The organism is Spirillospora sp. NPDC127506 (assembly GCF_040302145.1).
Taxonomy (GTDB): domain Bacteria; phylum Actinomycetota; class Actinomycetes; order Streptosporangiales; family Streptosporangiaceae; genus Spirillospora.
Map to the genome: position 1 here is coordinate 75,902 of NZ_JBEORG010000014.1, position 17,517 is coordinate 93,418.

A 17,517-nucleotide genomic window follows, 5' to 3' on the forward strand; every position below is an offset into this window, starting at 1 on the left:
GGGTCTTGCGCTCCGGCGTGCCCTGAACTGTAGTCTGGACAGGTGTCCAGAACTACCGATCGCTTGCTGCTGCTGGACGGGCGGCTCGTCCCCGGGACGGGCGGCGCCTTCGAGACGATCAATCCCGCGACCGAGGAGGTGCTCGGCACCGCCGCCGACGCCACCGCCGCCGACATGGACCGCGCGATCGGCGCGGCGCGGCGCGCCTTCGACGAGACCGGCTGGGCCGCGGACCACGCGTTCCGGGTCCGGTGCCTGCGCCAGCTCCGGGACGGGTTGCGGCGGCGCTCCGGCGAGCTGCGCGAGCTCACCGTCCAGGAGGTGGGCGCGCCCCGGTTCCTGACGTTCGGGGCGCAGCTGGACGCGCCCGTCGAAGATCTGGGGTGGTTCGCCGACCTCGCCGAGTCCTACGAGTGGGAACGGGACCTCGGGCGGGCCGAGCCCATGGGGATGCCCAGCGATCGGAGGATCCTCCGGGAGGCGGCGGGCGTCGTCGGCGCCATCACGCCGTGGAACTTCCCGCACCAGATCAACCTGGCGAAGCTGGGGCCGGCGCTGGCGGCGGGGAACACGGTGGTGCTGAAGCCGGCGCCCGACACCCCGTGGTGCGCGGCCGTGCTCGGCGAGGTCATCGCCGAGGAGACCGACATCCCGGCCGGCGTCGTCAACATCGTGACGTCGTCCGACCACGGGCTGGGCGCCCAGCTGGCGCGGGACCCGCGCGTCGACCTGGTGTCGTTCACCGGCTCCACCGCGACGGGGCGGAACGTGATGGCGAGCGCCGCCGCCACCCTCAAGAGGGTCTTCCTCGAACTGGGCGGCAAGTCCGCGTTCGTGGTGCTGGACGACGCCGACCTGCGCGCCGCCTGCTCGTACGCGGCGTTCTCCGGCGTCGCGCACGCCGGGCAGGGCTGCGCGATCACGACGCGGATCCTCGTCCCGCGCGACCGCTACGACGAGGCCGCCGAGATCACGGCGGGCACGCTGAGCAGGCTCGGCACCGGCGACCCCGGCGACGACCGGACGGTCTGCGGCCCGGTCATCTCCGCCGAGCAGCGCGAGCGGATCGAGGGCTACCTGGAGCTGGCCGTCAAGGAGGGCGGGTCGTTCGCGTGCGGCGGCGGGCGCCCGCGGGACCGCGACCGGGGCTTCTGGATCGAGCCCACGCTGATCACCGGGCTGTCGAACGACGCCCGCGCGGCGCGCGAGGAGATCTTCGGGCCGGTGCTGGTGCTGCTGCCGCACGACGGCGACGACGACGCGGTGCGGATCGCGAACGACTCGCCGTACGGCCTGTCGGGCGCGGTGCACGGCGGCGACGCCGAGCGGGCGCGCGCCGTGGCGCGGCGGCTGCGCACCGGGACGGTCAGCGTGAACGGCGGCATCTGGTACGGCGCGGACGTCCCGTTCGGCGGCTACAAGCAGTCGGGCATCGGCCGCGAGATGGGCGTGGCCGGGTTCGAGGAGTACCTGGAGACCAAGGCGATCGCGGAGGGCGCATGAGGTTCGAGGGGAAGGTCGCGGTGGTCACCGGGGCCGCGCAGGGCATCGGCGAAGCGTACGCGCGGGCGCTCGCAGCCGAGGGCGCGCACGTGGTCGTCGCGGACGTGGACGAGCGCGGCCAGGACGTCGCCGACGACGTCAAGGGCCTGTTCGTCCGGACGGACGTCTCCGACCCGGCGTCCGTGGAGGCCATGGCGGCGGCCGCGAAGGAGTGGTTCGGCGGGATCGACCACCTCGTCAACAACGCCGCCGTCTTCGGGACGATGAAGCTGGACTTCCTCTTCACCGTCGACTGGGACTACTACAAGAAGTTCATGTCCGTGAACATGGACGGCGCGCTGCTGTGCACCCGCGCCTGCCTCCCGTCCATGCAGGAGCGCGGGGGCGGTTCCATCGTGAACCAGTCGTCCACGGCCGCCTGGCAGTACTCCGGCTTCTACGGGCTGGCCAAGGTCGGCGTCAACGGGCTCACGCAGCAGCTCGCGCACGAGCTGGGCGGCATGAACATCCGGGTGAACGCGATCGCGCCCGGCCCGATCGACACCCCGGCCAACCGCGCGGTCGTCCCCGGCGGCATGTCGCAGAAGATCGTCCAGGACAAGATGGCGCTGAAGCGGATGGGCACCCCCGAGGACCTCGTCGGCGCGTGCCTGTTCCTGCTGTCGGACGACGCCGCATGGATCACCGGCCAGATCGTCAACGTGGACGGCGGCGAGGTGTTCCGCTCATGACCGTCGGATTCATCGGGCTCGGCCAGATGGGCGCCCCCATGGCGGGGCACCTCGCCGGGCGGGGGCTGGTGGTGTACGACGCGCGCCCGGAGGCGATGGCGCCGCTGGTGGAGGCGGGCGCGCGGGCGGCGCGGAGCGTCGCGGACGTCGCCGCGCACGCCGAGCTCGTCTCGGTCATGGTGCGGGACGACGCCCAGGTGAACGAGGTGGGCGACGAGGTGCTCGCGAGCGCCCGTCCCGGCACGGTCCTCGCCGTCCACTCCACCATCCGCGCGAAGACCGCCGAGGACCTCGCGGCGCGGGCGAAGCGGTACGACATCGAGGTGGTGGACGCGCCGGTCAGCGGCGGGTTCATGGGCGCGAACGCGGGCAGCCTCGCGGTGATGGTCGGCGGGACGGACGAGGCGTTCGAGCGCTGCCGCGAGCCGTTCGCCGCCTGGGCGGGGCTCGTCCTGCACATGGGGCCGGTCGGCGCGGGCACCCGCGCGAAGCTGGCCCGCAACATGCTGCACTTCGTCTCGTTCACGGCCGCCGCCGAGGCGCAGCGGCTGGCGGAGGCGTCGGGAGTGTCGCTGCGGAAGCTGGGCCGGGTCGTGCGGCACACCGACGCGATCACCGGCGGCGCCGGCTCGATCATGCTGCGCCCGACGACCGCGCCGCTGCGGCCGGACGACGACCTCTACGACATCCTGCGCCACACCCGCGACCTGGGCGAGAAGGACCTGACCCTCGCCCTGGAGCTGGCGGACGAGCTGGGCGTCGACGTGCCGCTCGCCCGCATCGCCCGGGAACGCTTCGGCCCCGGCCTCGGCCTGGCGGGAGACACCGATGACTGAGGGCGCGGACGGACCGCGCGAGCGGCGCGAACGCGGTCTGGAGATGATGCGGCAGGTCTACGGCTGGGAGATCGGGGACGCGCCCGGCGACTTCTTCGGCATCACCGTCGACCACCTCTTCGGCGACATCTGGACCCGTCCGGGCCTCACCCTGCGGGACCGGCGCCTCCTGCTCATCGGCGTGCTCGCCGGCCAGGGGCTCAACGACGTCCTCGACATCCAGATCCCGGCGGCGCTGGCCAACGGGGAGGTGTCGCCGGACGAGCTGCGCGAGATCGGCATCTTCCTCACCCACTACATCGGCTGGCCGCTCGGCTCCCGACTCAGCGTCCAGATCGACACCCTGATCGCCGCGCACGAGAAGCGGAAGGGCGGGCGGCCGGAGGACGGGCGGCCGGAGGGCGAGGGCGGCTAGCAGGGGCTCGGCATCAGCATCGGGCCGGTCACCCCGAACCGCTCGGTCCCCCGGCGGGTGAGGTGGACGCGCAGGTCGATCCAGCCCGGCCGCCCGGCGCCGGCGCAGCCGACGCTGCCGCGCGCGGGAAAGTGCAGGTCGCCGGCGGACAGCTTGGCGCCGCGCACCCGCACCGGCAGCAGCACGCGCGACCCGGCGGTGAGCCGGGCGATGCGGCAGCCGCCGACGTCGCGGTCCCGCGCGCCGCCGGGCACCGCCACGGGTGCGGACGGCGCGCAGCCGATGACCCCGGGATGCCCGCCGGCGTCGCGCAGGCCGCCCGGCCGCCCGACGCCGAGCACGTCCACGACGACGACGTCGCCCGGTTCCGCGCCGACGACGACGAGGGGGCCGCACAGCAGGACCCGGGTGCCGCCGGCCTCGCGGCCGGGGCACTCCAGCCGGACCGACCCGCCGGTGATGACCTCGGCGACGCCGGGGATCTCGGGGTGCCAGTGGTCGTGGCCGCGGACCGGCCGCGTCCTGTCGTCGTCGAGGTCGAATACGGCGGCTGACGTCATCGGGAGCGATCCTCTCGGCTGGACGGCGATGGCTCGATCGTGCCAACCGGCTGTTACCGGGCGGTTTCAGCGGTCCGACGTCCGCGTTAGCCCGGCATCACCGCGAATGCGGCACCCGCGGAACCGGGTGGGCGGTGCGCGCGTCCAACGTCCATGCGTGGTCGTCTCTCCGCACCGGCCGCGACGGTTCTGCTGCTGGCCGGGATCGCCGGATGCTCCGGATCGTCCGGTCCCGGAGACCGGCCGAGCCGGGCGCCCGCGGCGCGGCTCATCGCGTACGGCGGCTGCGACGCCCTCCTTGAGGACCTGCGCAGCGCCACGGCCGAGAAGGTCGGCCCCACCGGATTCGAGGGCCTCCCCGTCCTGCCCGGTGACCAGGTGTGGGCGCTGGGCGGCATCCCGGCCTGTACCCGGGCAACGCCGTCACCCGTTCCCTGATCGTGGGCGACACCCTCTGGACGACCTCGGAGGCGGGCGCGTACGCGACCGACGCGTCCACCCTCAAGGGCGGCGACTGGCTCCCGTTCGACTAGCCGCGCCGCCCGCCCGGCGCGGCCGGTCCGGCTAGCGCAGGCCGGTCGGGCGCTTCAGCGCCGTCTGGATGAGCCGGTCGACCAGCGCCGGGTAGTCCAGCCCGGTCGCCGCCCACATCTGCGGGAACGCCGACGCCGGGGTGAAGCCCGGCATGGTGTTGATCTCGTTGAGGATCCAGCGGCCGTCAGGGGTGTGGAAGAAGTCGACGCGGGCGAGGCCCTCGCAGTCGAGGGCCTCGAACGCCTGCACGGCGACGCGGCGGACCTCCTCGATCGCCGCGGGCGGCAGGTCCGGCGGGATGGCCAGCCGGGTGGTGCCGTCGAGGTACTTGGTCTCGAAGTCGTAGAAGTCGTGGCCGCCCGCCATCAGCACCTCGGCGGGCAGGCTCGCCTCGGCCGGGCCGTCGTCCTCGCCCTGGAGGACGCCGCACTCGATCTCGCGTCCCTCGACGGCGGCCTCGACGATCACCTTCGGGTCGTGCTCGCGGGCCGCCTCGACCGCCGCCTCCAGGTCGGCCTCAGCGGTGACGCGGGTGATGCCCATGCTCGATCCGGCGCGGGCCGGCTTGACGAAGACCGGGGTGCCGTCGGCGAGCCCCAGCTCCTTGATCTCGTCGATCTTGCGCTTGCGCTCGCGCCGCCACTCCCGGTCGCCGACCAGGACGTACGGGCCGACGGGCAGGCCGCGCGCCTGCCAGACGAGCTTCATGTACCCCTTGTCCATGCCGACGGCGCTCGCCAGCACCCCGGCGCCGACGTACCGGACGCCCGCGAGGTCGAGGAGGCCCTGGATGGTGCCGTCCTCCCCGTAGGGGCCGTGCAGCAGCGGCAGGACGACGTCGACCTCGGCGAGCGTCTCGGGGATCTCACCCGGCTGGACGACCATCAGCCCGCGGCTGCCGGGGTCGAACGGAAGCGCGAGGACGCCGCCGCCGCCGGTCACCTCGGGCAGCCGGCCGTCCTCGATCGCGAGCCGCAGGTCGGCGGGCGGGAGCACCCAGCGGCCGTCGCGGGCGATGCCGATCGGCACCACCTCGTACCGGTCCCGGTCGATGGCGGCCATGACGGCGCCGGCGGTCACGCACGAGATCGCGTGCTCGGAGCTGCGCCCGCCGAAGACCACGGCCACGCGGATCTTAGAAACCTGGGACATGACGTCCGACCCTACCGTTGATCAGCCCGCGCGGGCCATGAGCGAACCGGGCGCGGCCGCACATCACACCCCGTACCGCTCGGGCTTCGGGGAGCGCGAGATGAGCGAGACGGCCGCCTCCTTGATCGGCATGCCGTGGTGCAGGACGGCGGTGACCGCCTCGGTGATCGGCATCTCCACGCCGTGCTTGCGGGCGAGCTCCAGCACCGCCTCGGACGACTTGACGCCCTCGGCGGTCTGCTTGGTGGCGGCGATGACCTCGTCCAGCGTCATGCCGCGGCCGAGGTTCTCGCCGAACGTCCGGTTCCGCGACAGCGGCGAGATGCACGTCCCGACGAGGTCGCCCATCCCGGCGAGGCCCGCGAAGGTGTGCTCGTCGGCGCCGAGCGCGGCGCCCAGCCGGGCGATCTCGGCGAGCCCGCGGGTGATGAGCAGGGCCTGGGTGCTGGCGCCGAACCCGAGCCCGACCGACATGCCGACGCACAGCGCGACGATGTTCTTCACCGCGCCGCCCAGCTCGCAGCCGACCATGTCGGTGGAGGTGTAGACGCGGAAGTAGGGGGTCATCGTCGCGGCCTGGAGGCGCTGCGCGACGGACTCGTCCACGCACGCGGCGACGGCGGCGCCCGGCTCCCCGCTCGCGATCTCCCGGGCCAGGTTGGGGCCGCAGAACACGCCGACGCGCTCCTCCGGGACGCCGGCGACCTCGCGGATGACCTCCGACATCCGCAGCGACGTGCCGATCTCGACGCCCTTCATCAGGCTGACGAGCACCGCGTCCGGCGGCAGGTGCGGCAGCCACTCGCGGAGGTTCTGCCGGAGCGTCTGCGCGGGGACGGCCAGCGCGACGAAGTCGGCGCCCTTCAGCGCCTCCGCCGGGTCCAGCGTCGCGCGCACGCCCACCGGCAGCGTGACGCCGGGCAGGTAGTCGGGGTTCTCGTGCCGCTCGTTGACCGCCTCGACGACCTCGGGCCGGCGGCCCCACAGGACCGCCTCGCCGCCGGCGTCGCGCAGCAGCTTGGTGAACGTCGTCCCCCAGGAGCCGGCGCCCATCACCGCGGTACGGAAGGTCACGAGCCGGCCGCCTTCCGCTTCGCGGCGGACCCGGCCTCCGGCGCGGGCGGCCCCGGCGGCTCCGGGACCGGGGCCGTGACCGCGCGGGCCGCGCGGCGGCGCTCCTCCAGCACCCGGTGGTGGTCGTAGCGCTCCGCGGGCGGCTCCTCGCCGCGCAGCTCGGCGAGCAGGTTCGTGATCGCGTCCATGATGTCGTCGGTCGCGGCCCGCAGCGTCTCCCGGCTGAGCGGCAGCCCCTCGTACCTGGACAGGTCGACGGGCGGCCCGGCGATCACCTTCATCGTCTTGCGGGGCAGCGGGTGGAACCCCTTCTTCAGGCTCCCCGCGAGGCCCGTCTGCTCGCCCTTCTTGTACGGCATCAGCTCGTGCGCGCCCCAGCTCGCCACCGGGACGACCTTGGCGCCCGTCTTCAGCGCCATCCGCGCGACGCCCGTCTGGCCGGTCATCGGCCACAGCTCCGGGTCGCGGGTGCAGCTGCCCTCCGGGTAGAACATCAGGCATTCGCCGTCGACCAGCGCCTTCTCCGCGTCCTTGAGGGCGAGTGCCGCGTCGGCGCGGTCGCGGTACACGGGGATCTGGCCGGTGCCGCGCAGCACGGTGCCGATGAACTTCACGTCGAACAGCGTGGACTTGGCCAGGTAGACGGGGTAGCGGCCCGCCTCGTAGACGAAGTGGGCGAGCGCGAGGGGGTCGGACTCGGAGATGTGGTTGGCGGCGATGATGACGCCGCCCTTCTTCGGGACGTTGCCCCGGCCCCGCCAGTCCCGTTTCAGGAGCCCGAAAAGCAGCGGGCGCAGGATGACGATCGTGAGCTTCCGCCAGCCCGGCGAGTACCCGTGGCTCATGCCCGTCCCCTCCTCATTCCGTCCCCTCCTCGGTTCATCCCCCGGATGAACATGGGGTGTCCTCAAGTGTCGCGGTTGCGTGCGCATAGTGTCGAGTTGCCATGTCTACAACAGCTCGGCCCGCCGCTGCGCACGGCGGGCCTCATCTCCACTGGTCGCTCGTCGTCCCGGTCAAGGTCCTGGCCAGGGCGAAGACCCGCATGGCCGCGGCGGCGGGCCCGCACCGGGAGGCGCTCGCGCGCGCGGTCGCGGCCGACACGGTCGCCGCGGCGCTGCGCTGCGACCGGGTCCGCGACGTGATCGTTGTCACCGACGATCCCCTTCCGGCGGCCGACCTCGCCGCCCTCGGCGCCCGCGTGGTGCCGGACGTGCCGGACGCCGGGCTGAACCCGGCCCTGGTGTACGGCGCCGGCCGGGGCCGGGAGGCGTCCCCGGATGCCGGCGTCGGCGCCCTCTCCGCGGACCTGCCCGCGCTGCGCCCGGACGAACTCGCCCGCGTGCTCGACGCGGCCGCGGCCGTGCCCGAGGCGTTCGTCCCGGACGCGGCGGGCGTCGGCACGACCCTGTACACCGTCCGGCCGGGGGTGCCGTTCGCGCCCGCGTTCGGCGGCGGGTCCCGCGAGGCGCACCGCGCCCGCGGCGCGGCGGAGATCCTCCTGCCCGGCACCGACAGCGTACGCCGCGACGTCGACACCCCGGACGACCTCCGCGCCGCCCTCGCGCTCGGCGCCGGCCCCCGCACCGCCGAGGTCGCGGCCCGGCTGCCGTCGTTGGCCTAGAGTTCCGCTCATGCAGGGGACGGTGAAGGCGTTCGACGCGGAGACCCGGTCGGGCAGCGTGCTGCTCGACGACGGGACGAAGCTGGCGTTCGACGCGGACGCGTTCGCGGCGGGCGGGCTGCGCCTGCTGCGGTTCGGCCAGCGGGTGAACCTCGCCCTCGACGGCGACCGCGTCCGCGCGATCACGCTGTCGACGTTCCCGCTGCCGTCCGGAACGCGCCGCCGTCCCGAGGGCCGCGGGCCGTCCTGAACGCGTCAGCGCCCGGAACCCTGACGGTCCCGGGCGCTGTCGCGGTGAGGCTACTTCTTGCCGGCCACCAGGTTCTTGAAGTCGGCGCCGGCCTTGAACTTCGGCACGGACGTCGCGGGAACCTCGATGGTCTTGCCCGTTGCGGGGTTGCGGGCCGTACGGGCAGGCCGGTCGGCCTTCTCGAACGAACCGAACCCGGTGATCGCGACCTTGTCGCCCTTGGCGACGGCGGTCTGGATCGCCTCCAGGATCGCGTCGACGGCCTCGGCTGCGGCCTTCTTGCTGCCCAGCCGGTCAGAGATGGCGTCGACCAGCTCACGCTTGTTCATGGGTTACTCCTCTGTTCCCCCCTTGCCCGACCGAAACTAAGGGACCTGCTGCATGGACACAATCACCTGCACGCAGAAGTTGGCGTGTCGCTGGCGTTTTTGTCGGCCTCGCCCCCGTCTCGCCGGGTGACCGGACCGGATCCGGTCACTGCGCACGCTAACCGACGCCGGGCCCGTCTTGGAAATCGGCGAGGAACGCCTCCAGCCTGCGGGCCGCCAGCGCGGCGTCCCGTTTCGCCAGATCGGTGATCGCCAGCAGGTGCCGGATGAGCCGCTGCCGCGTCTCCGGCGGGAGCGGCGCGACGGCCTTGTGAGCGTCACGCAACTGGTGCGCGAGCAGCGTCAACGCGGGATCGTCCCACTCGGGCCCACTCCACGGGACCGCGCCCAATTCCGTTCCCCCAAACGCTCGGCGAGCATGGCACGAGGGAAATTGTCCCTGGTGCCCATGCTCGCCGGTGCGTCCGGGGGTGTCTTCGGCGCCGCCGCGGGTCAGACCGTGGTCGGCAACCAGGGGCGGCGGGACTCCTCGTAGGCGCCGATGTCCTCGGCGTGGCGGAGGGTCAGGCCGATGTCGTCGAGGCCCTCCATGAGGCGCCAGCGGGTGTAGTCGTCGATGTCGAAGGAGGCGACGACGCCGTCGTAGCGGACCTCGCGCTCACCGAGGTCGACGGTGATCTCCAGAGAGGGGTCCTTCTCGACGCGGCTCTGGAGGTCCTCGACCTGCTCGCCGGTCAGGATGACGGGGAGCAGGCCCATCTTGGTGGAGTTGTTGCGGAAGATGTCGCCGAAGCGCGGCGCGATGACGACGCGGAAGCCGTACTGCTGCAGCGCCCAGACTGCGTGCTCGCGGGACGAGCCGGTGCCGAAGTCGGGGCCGGCGACCAGGATGCCGGCGCCCTCGTACTGGGGCTGGTTCAGGACGAAGCCGGGGTCCTCGCGCCAGGCGGAGAACAGGCCCTTGTCGAAGCCGGTCCGGCTGACCTGCTTGAGCCAGACGGCGGGGATGATCTGGTCGGTGTCGACGTTGCTGCGGCGCAGCGGGACCGCGCGCCCGGTGTAGGTGGTGAACGCTTCCATCGTGGTTCCTTGGCTCAGAGGTCGGCGGGGGCGGTCAGGCGGCCGGTGACGGCGGTGGCGGCGGCGACGGCGGGCGACACCAGGTGGGTGCGGCCGCCGGGCCCCTGCCGGCCCTCGAAGTTGCGGTTGGACGTGGAGGCGCTGCGCTCGCCGGGCGTGAGCTTGTCCGGGTTCATCGCCAGGCACATCGAGCACCCGGCCTCGCGCCACTCGGCTCCGGAGGCCGCGATGACCCGGTCGAGGCCCTCCTCCTCGGCCTGCTTCTTGACCTTCATGGAGCCGGGGACGACCAGCATGCGGACGCCGTCGGCGACCCGGCGGCCCTCCAGGACGGAGGCGACCGCGCGGAGGTCCTCGATGCGGCCGTTGGTGCAGGAGCCGACGAAGACGGTGTCGACCTCGATGTCGCGGAGCGGCATCCCGGCGGTGAGGCCCATGTACTCCAGCGCGCGCTCGGCGGCCTGGCGCTGGACGGGGTCGGCGAACGACGCCGGGTCGGGCACGGACTCGCCGAGCGGCAGGCCCTGCCCCGGGTTGGTGCCCCAGGTGACGAACGGCGTCAGCTCGGCCGCGTCGATCACGACCTCCTTGTCGAAGACCGCGTCGTCGTCGGTGCGCAGGGACGTCCAGTACTCGACGGCCCTGTCCCAGTCCTCGCCCTGCGGGGCGTGGGGGCGGCCCTTGAGATAGGCGAACGTCGTCTCGTCCGGCGCGATCATCCCGGCGCGGGCGCCGGCCTCGATGGACATGTTGCAGACCGTCATGCGGCCTTCCATCGACAGGGACCGGATCGCCTCGCCGCGGTACTCGATGATGTGGCCCTGGCCGCCGCCGGTGCCGATCCGAGCGATGACCGCGAGGATGAGGTCCTTGGCGGTGACGCCCTCGGGCAGCTCGCCGTCCACGGTGACGGCCATCGTCTTCGGCTGCACCTGCGGCAGCGTCTGCGTGGCGAGGACGTGCTCGACCTCGCTGGTGCCGATGCCGAACGCGAGCGCGCCGAACGCGCCGTGCGTGGAGGTGTGCGAGTCGCCGCAGACGACCGTCATGCCCGGCTGGGTCAGGCCGAGCTGCGGGCCGATGACGTGCACGATGCCCTGCCCGTCGTCGCCCATCGGGTGCAGCCGGATCCCGAAGTCGGAGCAGTTCTTGCGCAGCGTCTCGACCTGGGTGCGCGACACCGGGTCGGCGATGGGCTTGAGCAGGTCCGTGGTCGGGACGTTGTGGTCCTCGGTGGCGATCGTCAGGTCGGGGCGGCGGACCTTGCGGCCGGCCATCCGCAGTCCGTCGAACGCCTGCGGGCTCGTCACCTCGTGCACGAGGTGCAGGTCGATGTAGAGGAGGTCGGGCTCACCCTCGGCGCGACGCACGACGTGCGCGTCGTAGACCTTCTCGGCCAGTGTTCGGCCCATCACTCCCACCTCACCTGATGGTCTGCGGCGCTCCGTCGCGCCGTGGTCTCGGTCACCTCGACTTGCAATCTCATATTACGAGACGTCAATATCAAGACATGGACAACTCTAGCGGAGTCGGCGTACTTGACAAAGCCGTTCTCGTGCTGAACGCGCTGGAGGCCGGCCCGGCCTCCCTGGCCCAGCTCGTCCAGACGACCGGGCTCGCCCGCCCCACGGCCCACCGGCTGGCCGTCGCGCTGGAGCACCACCGCCTCGTGCACCGCGACACCCAGGGCCGCTTCATCCTCGGGCCGCGGCTCGCCGAGCTGGCCGTCGCCGCCGGGGAGGACCGCCTCCTCGCGATCGCCCAGCCCATCCTCGCGCAGCTGCGCGACCTCACCGGGGAGAGCGCCTCGCTGTTCCGCCGCCAGGGGGACGTCCGGGTCTGCGTCGCCGCCGCCGAGCGGACCAGCGGCCTGCGCGACACCGTCCCGGTCGGGGCGGCGCTGCCGATGACGGCGGGCTCGGCCGCGCAGATCCTGCTCGCGTGGGAGGAGCCCGACCGGCTGCACCGGGGGCTGCGCAACGCCAAGTTCGATGCGACCACGCTCGCGTCCGTCCGGCGGCGGGGCTGGGCGCAGAGCGTGGCCGAGCGCGAGCAGGGCGTCGGGTCCGTGTCCGCCCCCATCCGCGGCGCGGGCGGCCGGGTGATCGCCGCCGTCTCGGTGTCCGGCCCCCTGGAGCGGCTGACCCGCTCCCCCGGCCGCCTGCACGCCGGCCCCGTCGCCGCCGCCGCCGAGAAGATCTCCGAGGGGATGCGCCGCACCGCATCCTGAACCCCCGGCCTCCCGGCCTCCGGAACGTAGAGTCGGCGGATGGACGAATCCGGCCTCCGCCGACGGCTCGCGGAACTCAGCCTTGAGGAGAAGGTCCACCTGCTCACCGGCGACGGGTTCTGGACCCTGCGGCCCATCCCCCGGATCGGGCTGCGGGGTCTCGTCATGTCGGACGGGCCGTCCGGCGTCCGGGGCACCACCTGGGACGAGCGGCGCACGAGCCTGCTGTTCCCGAACCCGACGGCGCTGGCCGCGACGTGGGATCCGGCGCTCGCCGAGCGGATCGGGCGGCTGAACGGCGCCCAGGCGCGCGACAGGGGCGTGCACGTCCAGCTCGCCCCGACGGTCAACCTGCACCGGACGCCGCTCGGCGGCCGGCACTTCGAGAACTACTCCGAGGATCCGCTGCTCACGGCCCGCATCGGCGCGGCGTTCGTGCGGGGCGTCCAGTCGGCGGGCGTGGCGGCCGCGGTGAAGCACTTCGTCGGCAACGACTCCGAGACCGCGCGCATGTCCTACGACGCGCGCATCGGCGGGGAGGCCCTGGACGAGCTGTACCTGCGCCCGTTCGAGGAGGCGGTGAAGGCGGGCGCGTGGGCGGTGATGGCCGCGTACAACAAGGTCAACGGCACGCCCATGACGGAGCACCGCGAACTGCTGACGGGCGTGCTGAAGGAGCGCTGGGGGTTCGACGGCGTCGTCGTCTCGGACTGGACGGCGATCCGCTCGACCGAGGAGAGCGCCCGCGCGGGGATGGACGTGGAGATGCCCGGCCTCCCCGCGAGCCCGTGGCGGGGCAGGCTCGTCGAAGCCGTCCGGGCGGGGAGGGTCGCCGAGGAATCGATCGACGACAAGGCGCTGCGCGTCCTGCGGCTGGCCGCGCGGGTGGGGGCGCTCGACGGGTTCCCCGCGCCGCCGCCGGTGACGACGCCCCCGGACGCCCGCGCCCAGGTGCGCGAGGCCGCCGCCCGGGCCGCGGTGCTGCTGCGGAACGAGAACGGCGCCCTGCCGCTGGACGCCCCGCGCCGGCTCGCCGTGATCGGCCCCAACGCGGTCCGGTTCAGCGCGCAGGGCGGCGGCAGCGCGCACGTCGCCCCCGAGCACGTGGTCACCCCCGTCGAGGGGCTGCGCCGGGCGCTCGGCGGCGGCACGGAGCTGGTCGTCCGGCCCGGCGTCTACCCGCATCCGCGGCTGGCCCCGCTTCCGCTCGCGCTGACGACCGACCCTGAGACCGGTGAACGCGGTGTGCGGCTGGAGTTCTTCGACGCCGGCGGCGGGCTGGTCGAGTCGCAGCACCGCCGGGCGGCGGACTTCGTCTTCCTCGGCGGGATCCCGAAGGGCACCGCCCGGATCGTCGCCCGGACCCGGGTGACCCCCGCCGAGGACGGCGTCCACACGTTCGCGATCGCGGGCGCCGGCGAATCCGAGCTGGTCGTGGGCCGGACCCGGGCCGCGGTGACGCTTGCGCCCGAGCACGGGGATCCAGTGGAGGCGCTGCTGCGCCCGCCGGAGCACCGCGTCGAGGCGGAGCTGGCGGCGGGCGAGACGGTCCCGGTAGAGCTGCACCGCGTCCACGTGCCCGGAGGCTTCGCCACGGCCTTCGGCATCGGCTACCGCGAGCCGCACCCGGCGGAGGACGACGCGCTCGCCGCCGCCGTCGCCGCGGCCCGCGACGCGGACGCCGCCGTCGTGGTCGTCGGGACGAACGACGACGTGGAGAGCGAGGGCTTCGACCGGACGTCCCTCGCCCTCCCCGGCCGCCAGGACGAGCTGGTCTCCGCCGTGGCCGCCGCCAACCCGCGCACGATCGCGGTGGTGAACGCGGGCGCGCCCGTGCTGATGCCCTGGCGGGACGAGGTCGCCGCCGTCCTGTGGGCGTGGCTGCCCGGCCAGGAGGGCGGCGACGCGATCGCCGACGTGCTCACCGGCGCGGCCGAGCCCGGCGGGCGGCTGCCCACCACGTTCCCCGCGTCGCACGACGGGGTCCTGTCGCCGGTCCCCGCCGGGGACGGGACGCTGGACTACGCCGAGGGCACGGCGATCGGCTACCGGCACTACACGCCCGGCCAGGTGGCGTACCCGTTCGGGCACGGCCTGGGGTACACGACGTGGGAGTACGAGTCGCTCACGGCCTCCGGAGGCGTCGCGGAGGTGACCGTCCGCAACACCGGGAGCCGGGCGGGGCGCGAGGTAGTCCAGTGCTACGCCGACGCCGGCGGGGCGGTCCGCCTCGCGGGGTTCGCCGTCGCGGAGGCGGCGCCCGGGGAGGCGGTCACGGTCCGCATCGCGCTGGACGAGCGGCTCCCCGTCCCGTGCACGCTCCGGGCCGCCCGATCGCTCACCGGCCCGGGGATCGGCACGCGCCTTGGAACCAGTACAACTCGGACGGACATTGGATAGTGCCGGTATCCAATCCCCCGGCCTCGCTACCGTTGGCCTCCGGTGGAGGGGGTTTCGACGGTGCAGATCTCCGAGCTCAGCGATCGGAGCGGGCTGACGGTCCAGACGATCAAGTTCTACATCCGGGAGGGCCTGCTCCCGAAGGGCTCGGCGGTGAGCGCGACCCGCGCGGAGTACGACGCGCGCCACCTGGAGCGGCTCCGGCTGATCAGCGCGCTGCGCGAGGTCGGCGACCTGCCGGTGGCGGCGATCCAGCAGATCATCGCGGCCCTCGACGACGACCGGGTCAGCCTCCACGACCTGTTCGCCACCGTCCAGCACGCGATCGGCCCGCACGTCGCCGCGCCGCACGACCCGCACTGGCGCGCCGCCCGCGAGGACGTCGACGCCCTCATGCGCGAGCTGGGCTGGACGGTCGGCCCGGACGCCCCCGCCCGCGACCTGCTCGCGCACACGTTCGTCGCGCTGCGCCGCCTCGGCTACCCCATCACCCTCAAGGACCTGCGCCCCTACGTACGGGCCGCGGCCGGGGTCGCCGAGCACGAGATCGGCCGGGTCGCCGACGGCGTCCCGCGCGGCCGGGCCGTCCACTCGCTGCTCGTCTCGACCGTCCTCTACGAGCAGGTCCTCACGGCCCTGCACCGGCTCGCCCAGGAGAACGCCTCGGCCCGCCGCTTCGGCGCCCGCTGACCCGCCCGCCCATCCGGCATTTCCCAGATAATCCATCGGAATTGATATTCAGGGCCGGGCAATAGCGCATTCATTTCCGTCGCCTAATATTCATCGTGATGACCGCGACAGAACCCACGGGCTCCGGCGGCAGGTGGACCGACCGCCTGCTCGCGGACGGCAGCGACCCCGACCCCCGCTTCACGCTCGCGAACGAGCGCACGTTCCTGGCCTGGATCCGGACGGCGCTGGCGCTGGTCGCGGGCGGCATCGCCCTCGCGCTCGCCGACGACTTCGTCGAGACGGTGCTGCGGCACGTCCTCGCGACGGTCTTCGCCGCGGCCGGGGCGCTCGTCGCGGCGCTGGCGTTCCGCCGCTGGCTGCGCACCGAGCGCGCGCTGCGCCGCGAGGAGCCCCTCCCGCCGCCCGCGCTCGCGCCGGTCATGGCCTACGGCGTCGCGGTCGCCTCGATCGCCCTGCTGGTCGCGATCCTGGTCGCGCGGTGAGGCCCGGGGACCGGGGGGCGCAGCCGGAGCGGACGGCGCTCGCCTGGTCGCGCACCGCGCTCGCCCTCATCGTCGCCGGGCTGCTGTGCGTGCGGTTCGCGCCGTCGGCGCCCGGCGCGGCCGTCGCGGCGGCGGTCGTCTGCGGCGGCGCCGGACTGCTGCTGCGCCGCAGCCGGGCGAGCCTGCACGCCCGGCGGCGCCGCCCGGCCTCCGGGGGCGCGGCCGACCCGGTCTCCGTCCTGCTGGCGACCGGGCTGGCGATGCTGCTGGCCGTCGTCGCGCTGCTCTTCACCGTCCCCTGAGCCATGCTGGGCGCGCATGGCTGCCCTGCGAAGTCTTCGCTGGTGTCATGGCGGCGCGGCACTTAACGTCGATTCCGCCATGACAAGAATCGCTTTTCTCGGACTCGGCCGGATGGGCCTGCCCATGGCCGGGCGGCTGCTGGCCGCCGGTCACGACGTGTCCGTATGGAACAGGACCTCCGCCAAGGCCGCGCCGCTGGCGGGGGCCGGCGCCGCCGCCGGCGCCACGCCCGCCGAGGCCGCCGCGGGCCGCGACCTGGTGATCACCATGCTCGCCGACGCGGGCGCGGTCGAGGACGTGCTGTTCGGCCCCGGCGGGGCCGCCGCCGCGCTGGAGCCGGGCGCCGTGATCGCCGACATGTCGACGATCGGCCCGGCCGCCGTGCACCGGATCCGGAACCGGCTGCCCGAGGGCGTCGGGTACGTGGACGCGCCGGTCTCCGGCAGCGTCCCGCAGGCGGAGGCGGGCGAGCTGGTGATCCTCGCGGGCGCCGCGGACGCCGACCTGGCCCGCTGCGCGGACGCCTTCGCGGCGCTCGGCACCGTCCGGCACGCCGGGCCGCCGGGCGCGGGAGCGGCGCTCAAGGTGGTGGTGAACAGCGTGCTCGTCGGGAACTTCGCCGTCCTCGGCGAGGCGCTGGCCGTCGCCGACCGGCTCGGCGTCGACGCCGCCTTGGCCCTGGACGCCCTGTCCCGCACCAGCCCGCAGGCCCGGCGGCTGCTGGACGGCCCCGGCCCGCCGCGCTTCACCCTCGCCCTCGCCGCCAAGGACCTCGCCCTCGCGCTCGGCGGGACGGGCCGCGGCGGCGTGCTGTCCGCCGTCGCGGCCCGGACGGAGAGCGCGCTCGCCGCCGGGCTGGCCGGCCACGACCTCACCGCACTCGCAGACCACACCAGGAGAACCGCACAGATGCGCGTCACGCTCGGCAACCCGGCGACCGTCCCGGCGCCGCCGAACCCCGCCTACTCCCACACCGCGTACGTCACACAGGGCCCGATGCTGTACGTGTCGGGGCAGATCGCCCTGGACGAGAACGGCAAGGTGGACGCCCCCGGCGACATGACCCGCCAGTCGGAGGTCGTCATGTCGCTGCTCGAACGCATCCTCGCCGCACACGGCGCGGGCTTCGCCGACGTCGTCAACATCCGCACGTTCCTCACCGACATGGACCTGCGCGCCGAGTACGGGGCCGTCCGGAGCCGGTACTTCACCGGCGCTCCGCCGACCAGCACGACCGTGGAGGTGCCCCGTCTGTTCCACCCGGACGCGCTGATCGAGGTGGAGATCGTCGCCGCCGTTCCGTGACGCGAAGGCCGTGACG

Annotated in this window: 21 protein-coding genes; 13 read left to right on the top strand and 8 right to left on the bottom strand. The window is 74.0% G+C overall.

Annotation, left to right across the window (positions count from 1 at the left end; translation table 11 throughout):
• Positions 1 to 42 precede the first annotated feature (42 nt).
• From ABTW95_RS15960 to ABTW95_RS15975, 4 genes are read left to right on the top strand one after another with little or no spacing between them, the layout of a single operon-like run.
• A complete protein-coding gene (locus tag ABTW95_RS15960) occupies positions 43 to 1,503 on the top strand; it encodes an aldehyde dehydrogenase (RefSeq protein ID WP_500226635.1) in 1,461 nt (486 codons plus the stop codon).
• On the top strand, positions 1,500 to 2,234 hold the full coding sequence (locus tag ABTW95_RS15965) for an SDR family oxidoreductase (protein WP_500226636.1): 735 nt from the start codon (positions 1,500 to 1,502) through the stop codon (positions 2,232 to 2,234). Before ABTW95_RS15960 ends, ABTW95_RS15965 begins: the two co-directional genes overlap by 4 nt.
• Positions 2,231 to 3,070 carry an NAD(P)-dependent oxidoreductase gene (locus tag ABTW95_RS15970; protein ID WP_500226637.1) on the top strand — a complete coding sequence of 280 codons (840 nt, stop codon included), beginning with the start codon at positions 2,231 to 2,233 and terminating at the stop codon, positions 3,068 to 3,070. Before ABTW95_RS15965 ends, ABTW95_RS15970 begins: the two co-directional genes overlap by 4 nt.
• Positions 3,063 to 3,485 carry a carboxymuconolactone decarboxylase family protein gene (locus ABTW95_RS15975; RefSeq protein WP_500226638.1) on the top strand — a complete coding sequence of 141 codons (423 nt, stop codon included), beginning with the start codon at positions 3,063 to 3,065 and terminating at the stop codon, positions 3,483 to 3,485. The genes ABTW95_RS15970 and ABTW95_RS15975 overlap by 8 nt, the downstream gene beginning before the upstream one ends.
• Here the strand turns inward: ABTW95_RS15975 and ABTW95_RS15980 are convergent.
• Entirely contained in the window at positions 3,482 to 4,045 is a 564-nt protein-coding gene (locus tag ABTW95_RS15980; RefSeq protein ID WP_500226639.1) for an acetamidase/formamidase family protein, read from the bottom strand. The genes ABTW95_RS15975 and ABTW95_RS15980 overlap by 4 nt on opposite strands.
• Before the next feature lie 153 nt (positions 4,046 to 4,198).
• Here ABTW95_RS15980 and ABTW95_RS15985 point away from each other — a divergent pair, with 153 nt between their 5' ends.
• Positions 4,199 to 4,483 (top strand): hypothetical protein, encoded by a 285-nt coding sequence (locus tag ABTW95_RS15985; protein ID WP_500226640.1) that lies wholly within the window; start codon positions 4,199 to 4,201, stop codon positions 4,481 to 4,483.
• A gap of 126 nt (positions 4,484 to 4,609) precedes the next feature.
• Here the strand turns inward: ABTW95_RS15985 and ABTW95_RS15990 are convergent, their stop codons facing one another.
• From ABTW95_RS15990 to ABTW95_RS16000, 3 genes are all read right to left on the bottom strand, one after another.
• Positions 4,610 to 5,731 (bottom strand): D-alanine--D-alanine ligase family protein, encoded by a 1,122-nt coding sequence (locus ABTW95_RS15990; RefSeq protein WP_396445860.1) that lies wholly within the window; start codon positions 5,729 to 5,731, stop codon positions 4,610 to 4,612.
• Positions 5,732 to 5,794: 63 nt separating this feature from the next.
• Complete coding sequence (locus ABTW95_RS15995) at positions 5,795 to 6,784, bottom strand: NAD(P)H-dependent glycerol-3-phosphate dehydrogenase (RefSeq protein ID WP_396445960.1); 990 nt, start codon at positions 6,782 to 6,784, stop codon at positions 5,795 to 5,797.
• Positions 6,785 to 6,801: 17 nt separating this feature from the next.
• Positions 6,802 to 7,650, bottom strand: coding sequence for a lysophospholipid acyltransferase family protein (locus tag ABTW95_RS16000; RefSeq protein ID WP_396445859.1), 849 nt, complete (start codon positions 7,648 to 7,650; stop codon positions 6,802 to 6,804).
• Between the two features lie 101 nt (positions 7,651 to 7,751).
• Here ABTW95_RS16000 and cofC point away from each other — a divergent pair, with 101 nt between their 5' ends.
• Both cofC and ABTW95_RS16010 read left to right on the top strand, forming a co-directional pair.
• Positions 7,752 to 8,429 (top strand): 2-phospho-L-lactate guanylyltransferase, encoded by a 678-nt coding sequence (gene cofC, locus ABTW95_RS16005; protein WP_396445858.1) that lies wholly within the window; start codon positions 7,752 to 7,754, stop codon positions 8,427 to 8,429.
• Between the two features lie 10 nt (positions 8,430 to 8,439).
• A complete protein-coding gene (locus ABTW95_RS16010; protein WP_500226641.1) occupies positions 8,440 to 8,679 on the top strand; it encodes a hypothetical protein in 240 nt (79 codons plus the stop codon).
• Positions 8,680 to 8,729: 50 nt separating this feature from the next.
• Here the strand turns inward: ABTW95_RS16010 and ABTW95_RS16015 are convergent, their stop codons facing one another.
• The 4 genes from ABTW95_RS16015 to leuC all read right to left on the bottom strand — a co-directional run bounded on the left by ABTW95_RS16015 (position 8,730) and on the right by leuC (position 11,500).
• On the bottom strand, positions 8,730 to 9,008 hold the full coding sequence (locus tag ABTW95_RS16015; protein WP_026403810.1) for an HU family DNA-binding protein: 279 nt from the start codon (positions 9,006 to 9,008) through the stop codon (positions 8,730 to 8,732).
• 157 nt (positions 9,009 to 9,165) lie between these two features.
• Positions 9,166 to 9,399: an SCO5555 family protein gene (locus ABTW95_RS16020; RefSeq protein WP_500226642.1), complete on the bottom strand. Its 234-nt coding sequence runs from the start codon at positions 9,397 to 9,399 to the stop codon at positions 9,166 to 9,168.
• A gap of 101 nt (positions 9,400 to 9,500) precedes the next feature.
• On the bottom strand, positions 9,501 to 10,088 hold the full coding sequence (leuD, locus tag ABTW95_RS16025) for a 3-isopropylmalate dehydratase small subunit (RefSeq protein WP_396445855.1): 588 nt from the start codon (positions 10,086 to 10,088) through the stop codon (positions 9,501 to 9,503).
• A 14-nt stretch (positions 10,089 to 10,102) separates the two neighbouring features.
• On the bottom strand, positions 10,103 to 11,500 hold the full coding sequence (gene leuC, locus ABTW95_RS16030) for a 3-isopropylmalate dehydratase large subunit (RefSeq protein WP_396445854.1): 1,398 nt from the start codon (positions 11,498 to 11,500) through the stop codon (positions 10,103 to 10,105).
• A 98-nt stretch (positions 11,501 to 11,598) separates the two neighbouring features.
• On the opposite strand from leuC, the gene ABTW95_RS16035 reads away from it, so the two are divergent.
• From ABTW95_RS16035 to ABTW95_RS16060, 6 genes are all read left to right on the top strand, one after another.
• Entirely contained in the window at positions 11,599 to 12,318 is a 720-nt protein-coding gene (locus ABTW95_RS16035) for an IclR family transcriptional regulator (RefSeq protein ID WP_396445853.1), read from the top strand.
• A gap of 39 nt (positions 12,319 to 12,357) precedes the next feature.
• Positions 12,358 to 14,718, top strand: a complete 2,361-nt coding sequence (locus ABTW95_RS16040) for a beta-glucosidase (protein ID WP_500226643.1) — start codon at positions 12,358 to 12,360, stop codon at positions 14,716 to 14,718.
• A gap of 42 nt (positions 14,719 to 14,760) precedes the next feature.
• Complete coding sequence (locus tag ABTW95_RS16045; protein ID WP_396445852.1) at positions 14,761 to 15,408, top strand: MerR family transcriptional regulator; 648 nt, start codon at positions 14,761 to 14,763, stop codon at positions 15,406 to 15,408.
• 98 nt (positions 15,409 to 15,506) lie between these two features.
• Entirely contained in the window at positions 15,507 to 15,893 is a 387-nt protein-coding gene (locus ABTW95_RS16050) for a YidH family protein (RefSeq protein ID WP_396445851.1), read from the top strand.
• Positions 15,890 to 16,195, top strand: coding sequence for a DUF202 domain-containing protein (locus ABTW95_RS16055; protein WP_396445850.1), 306 nt, complete (start codon positions 15,890 to 15,892; stop codon positions 16,193 to 16,195). Before ABTW95_RS16050 ends, ABTW95_RS16055 begins: the two co-directional genes overlap by 4 nt.
• 79 nt (positions 16,196 to 16,274) lie before the next feature.
• On the top strand, positions 16,275 to 17,501 hold the full coding sequence (locus tag ABTW95_RS16060; RefSeq protein WP_500226644.1) for an NAD(P)-binding domain-containing protein: 1,227 nt from the start codon (positions 16,275 to 16,277) through the stop codon (positions 17,499 to 17,501).
• Positions 17,502 to 17,517 lie beyond the last annotated feature (16 nt).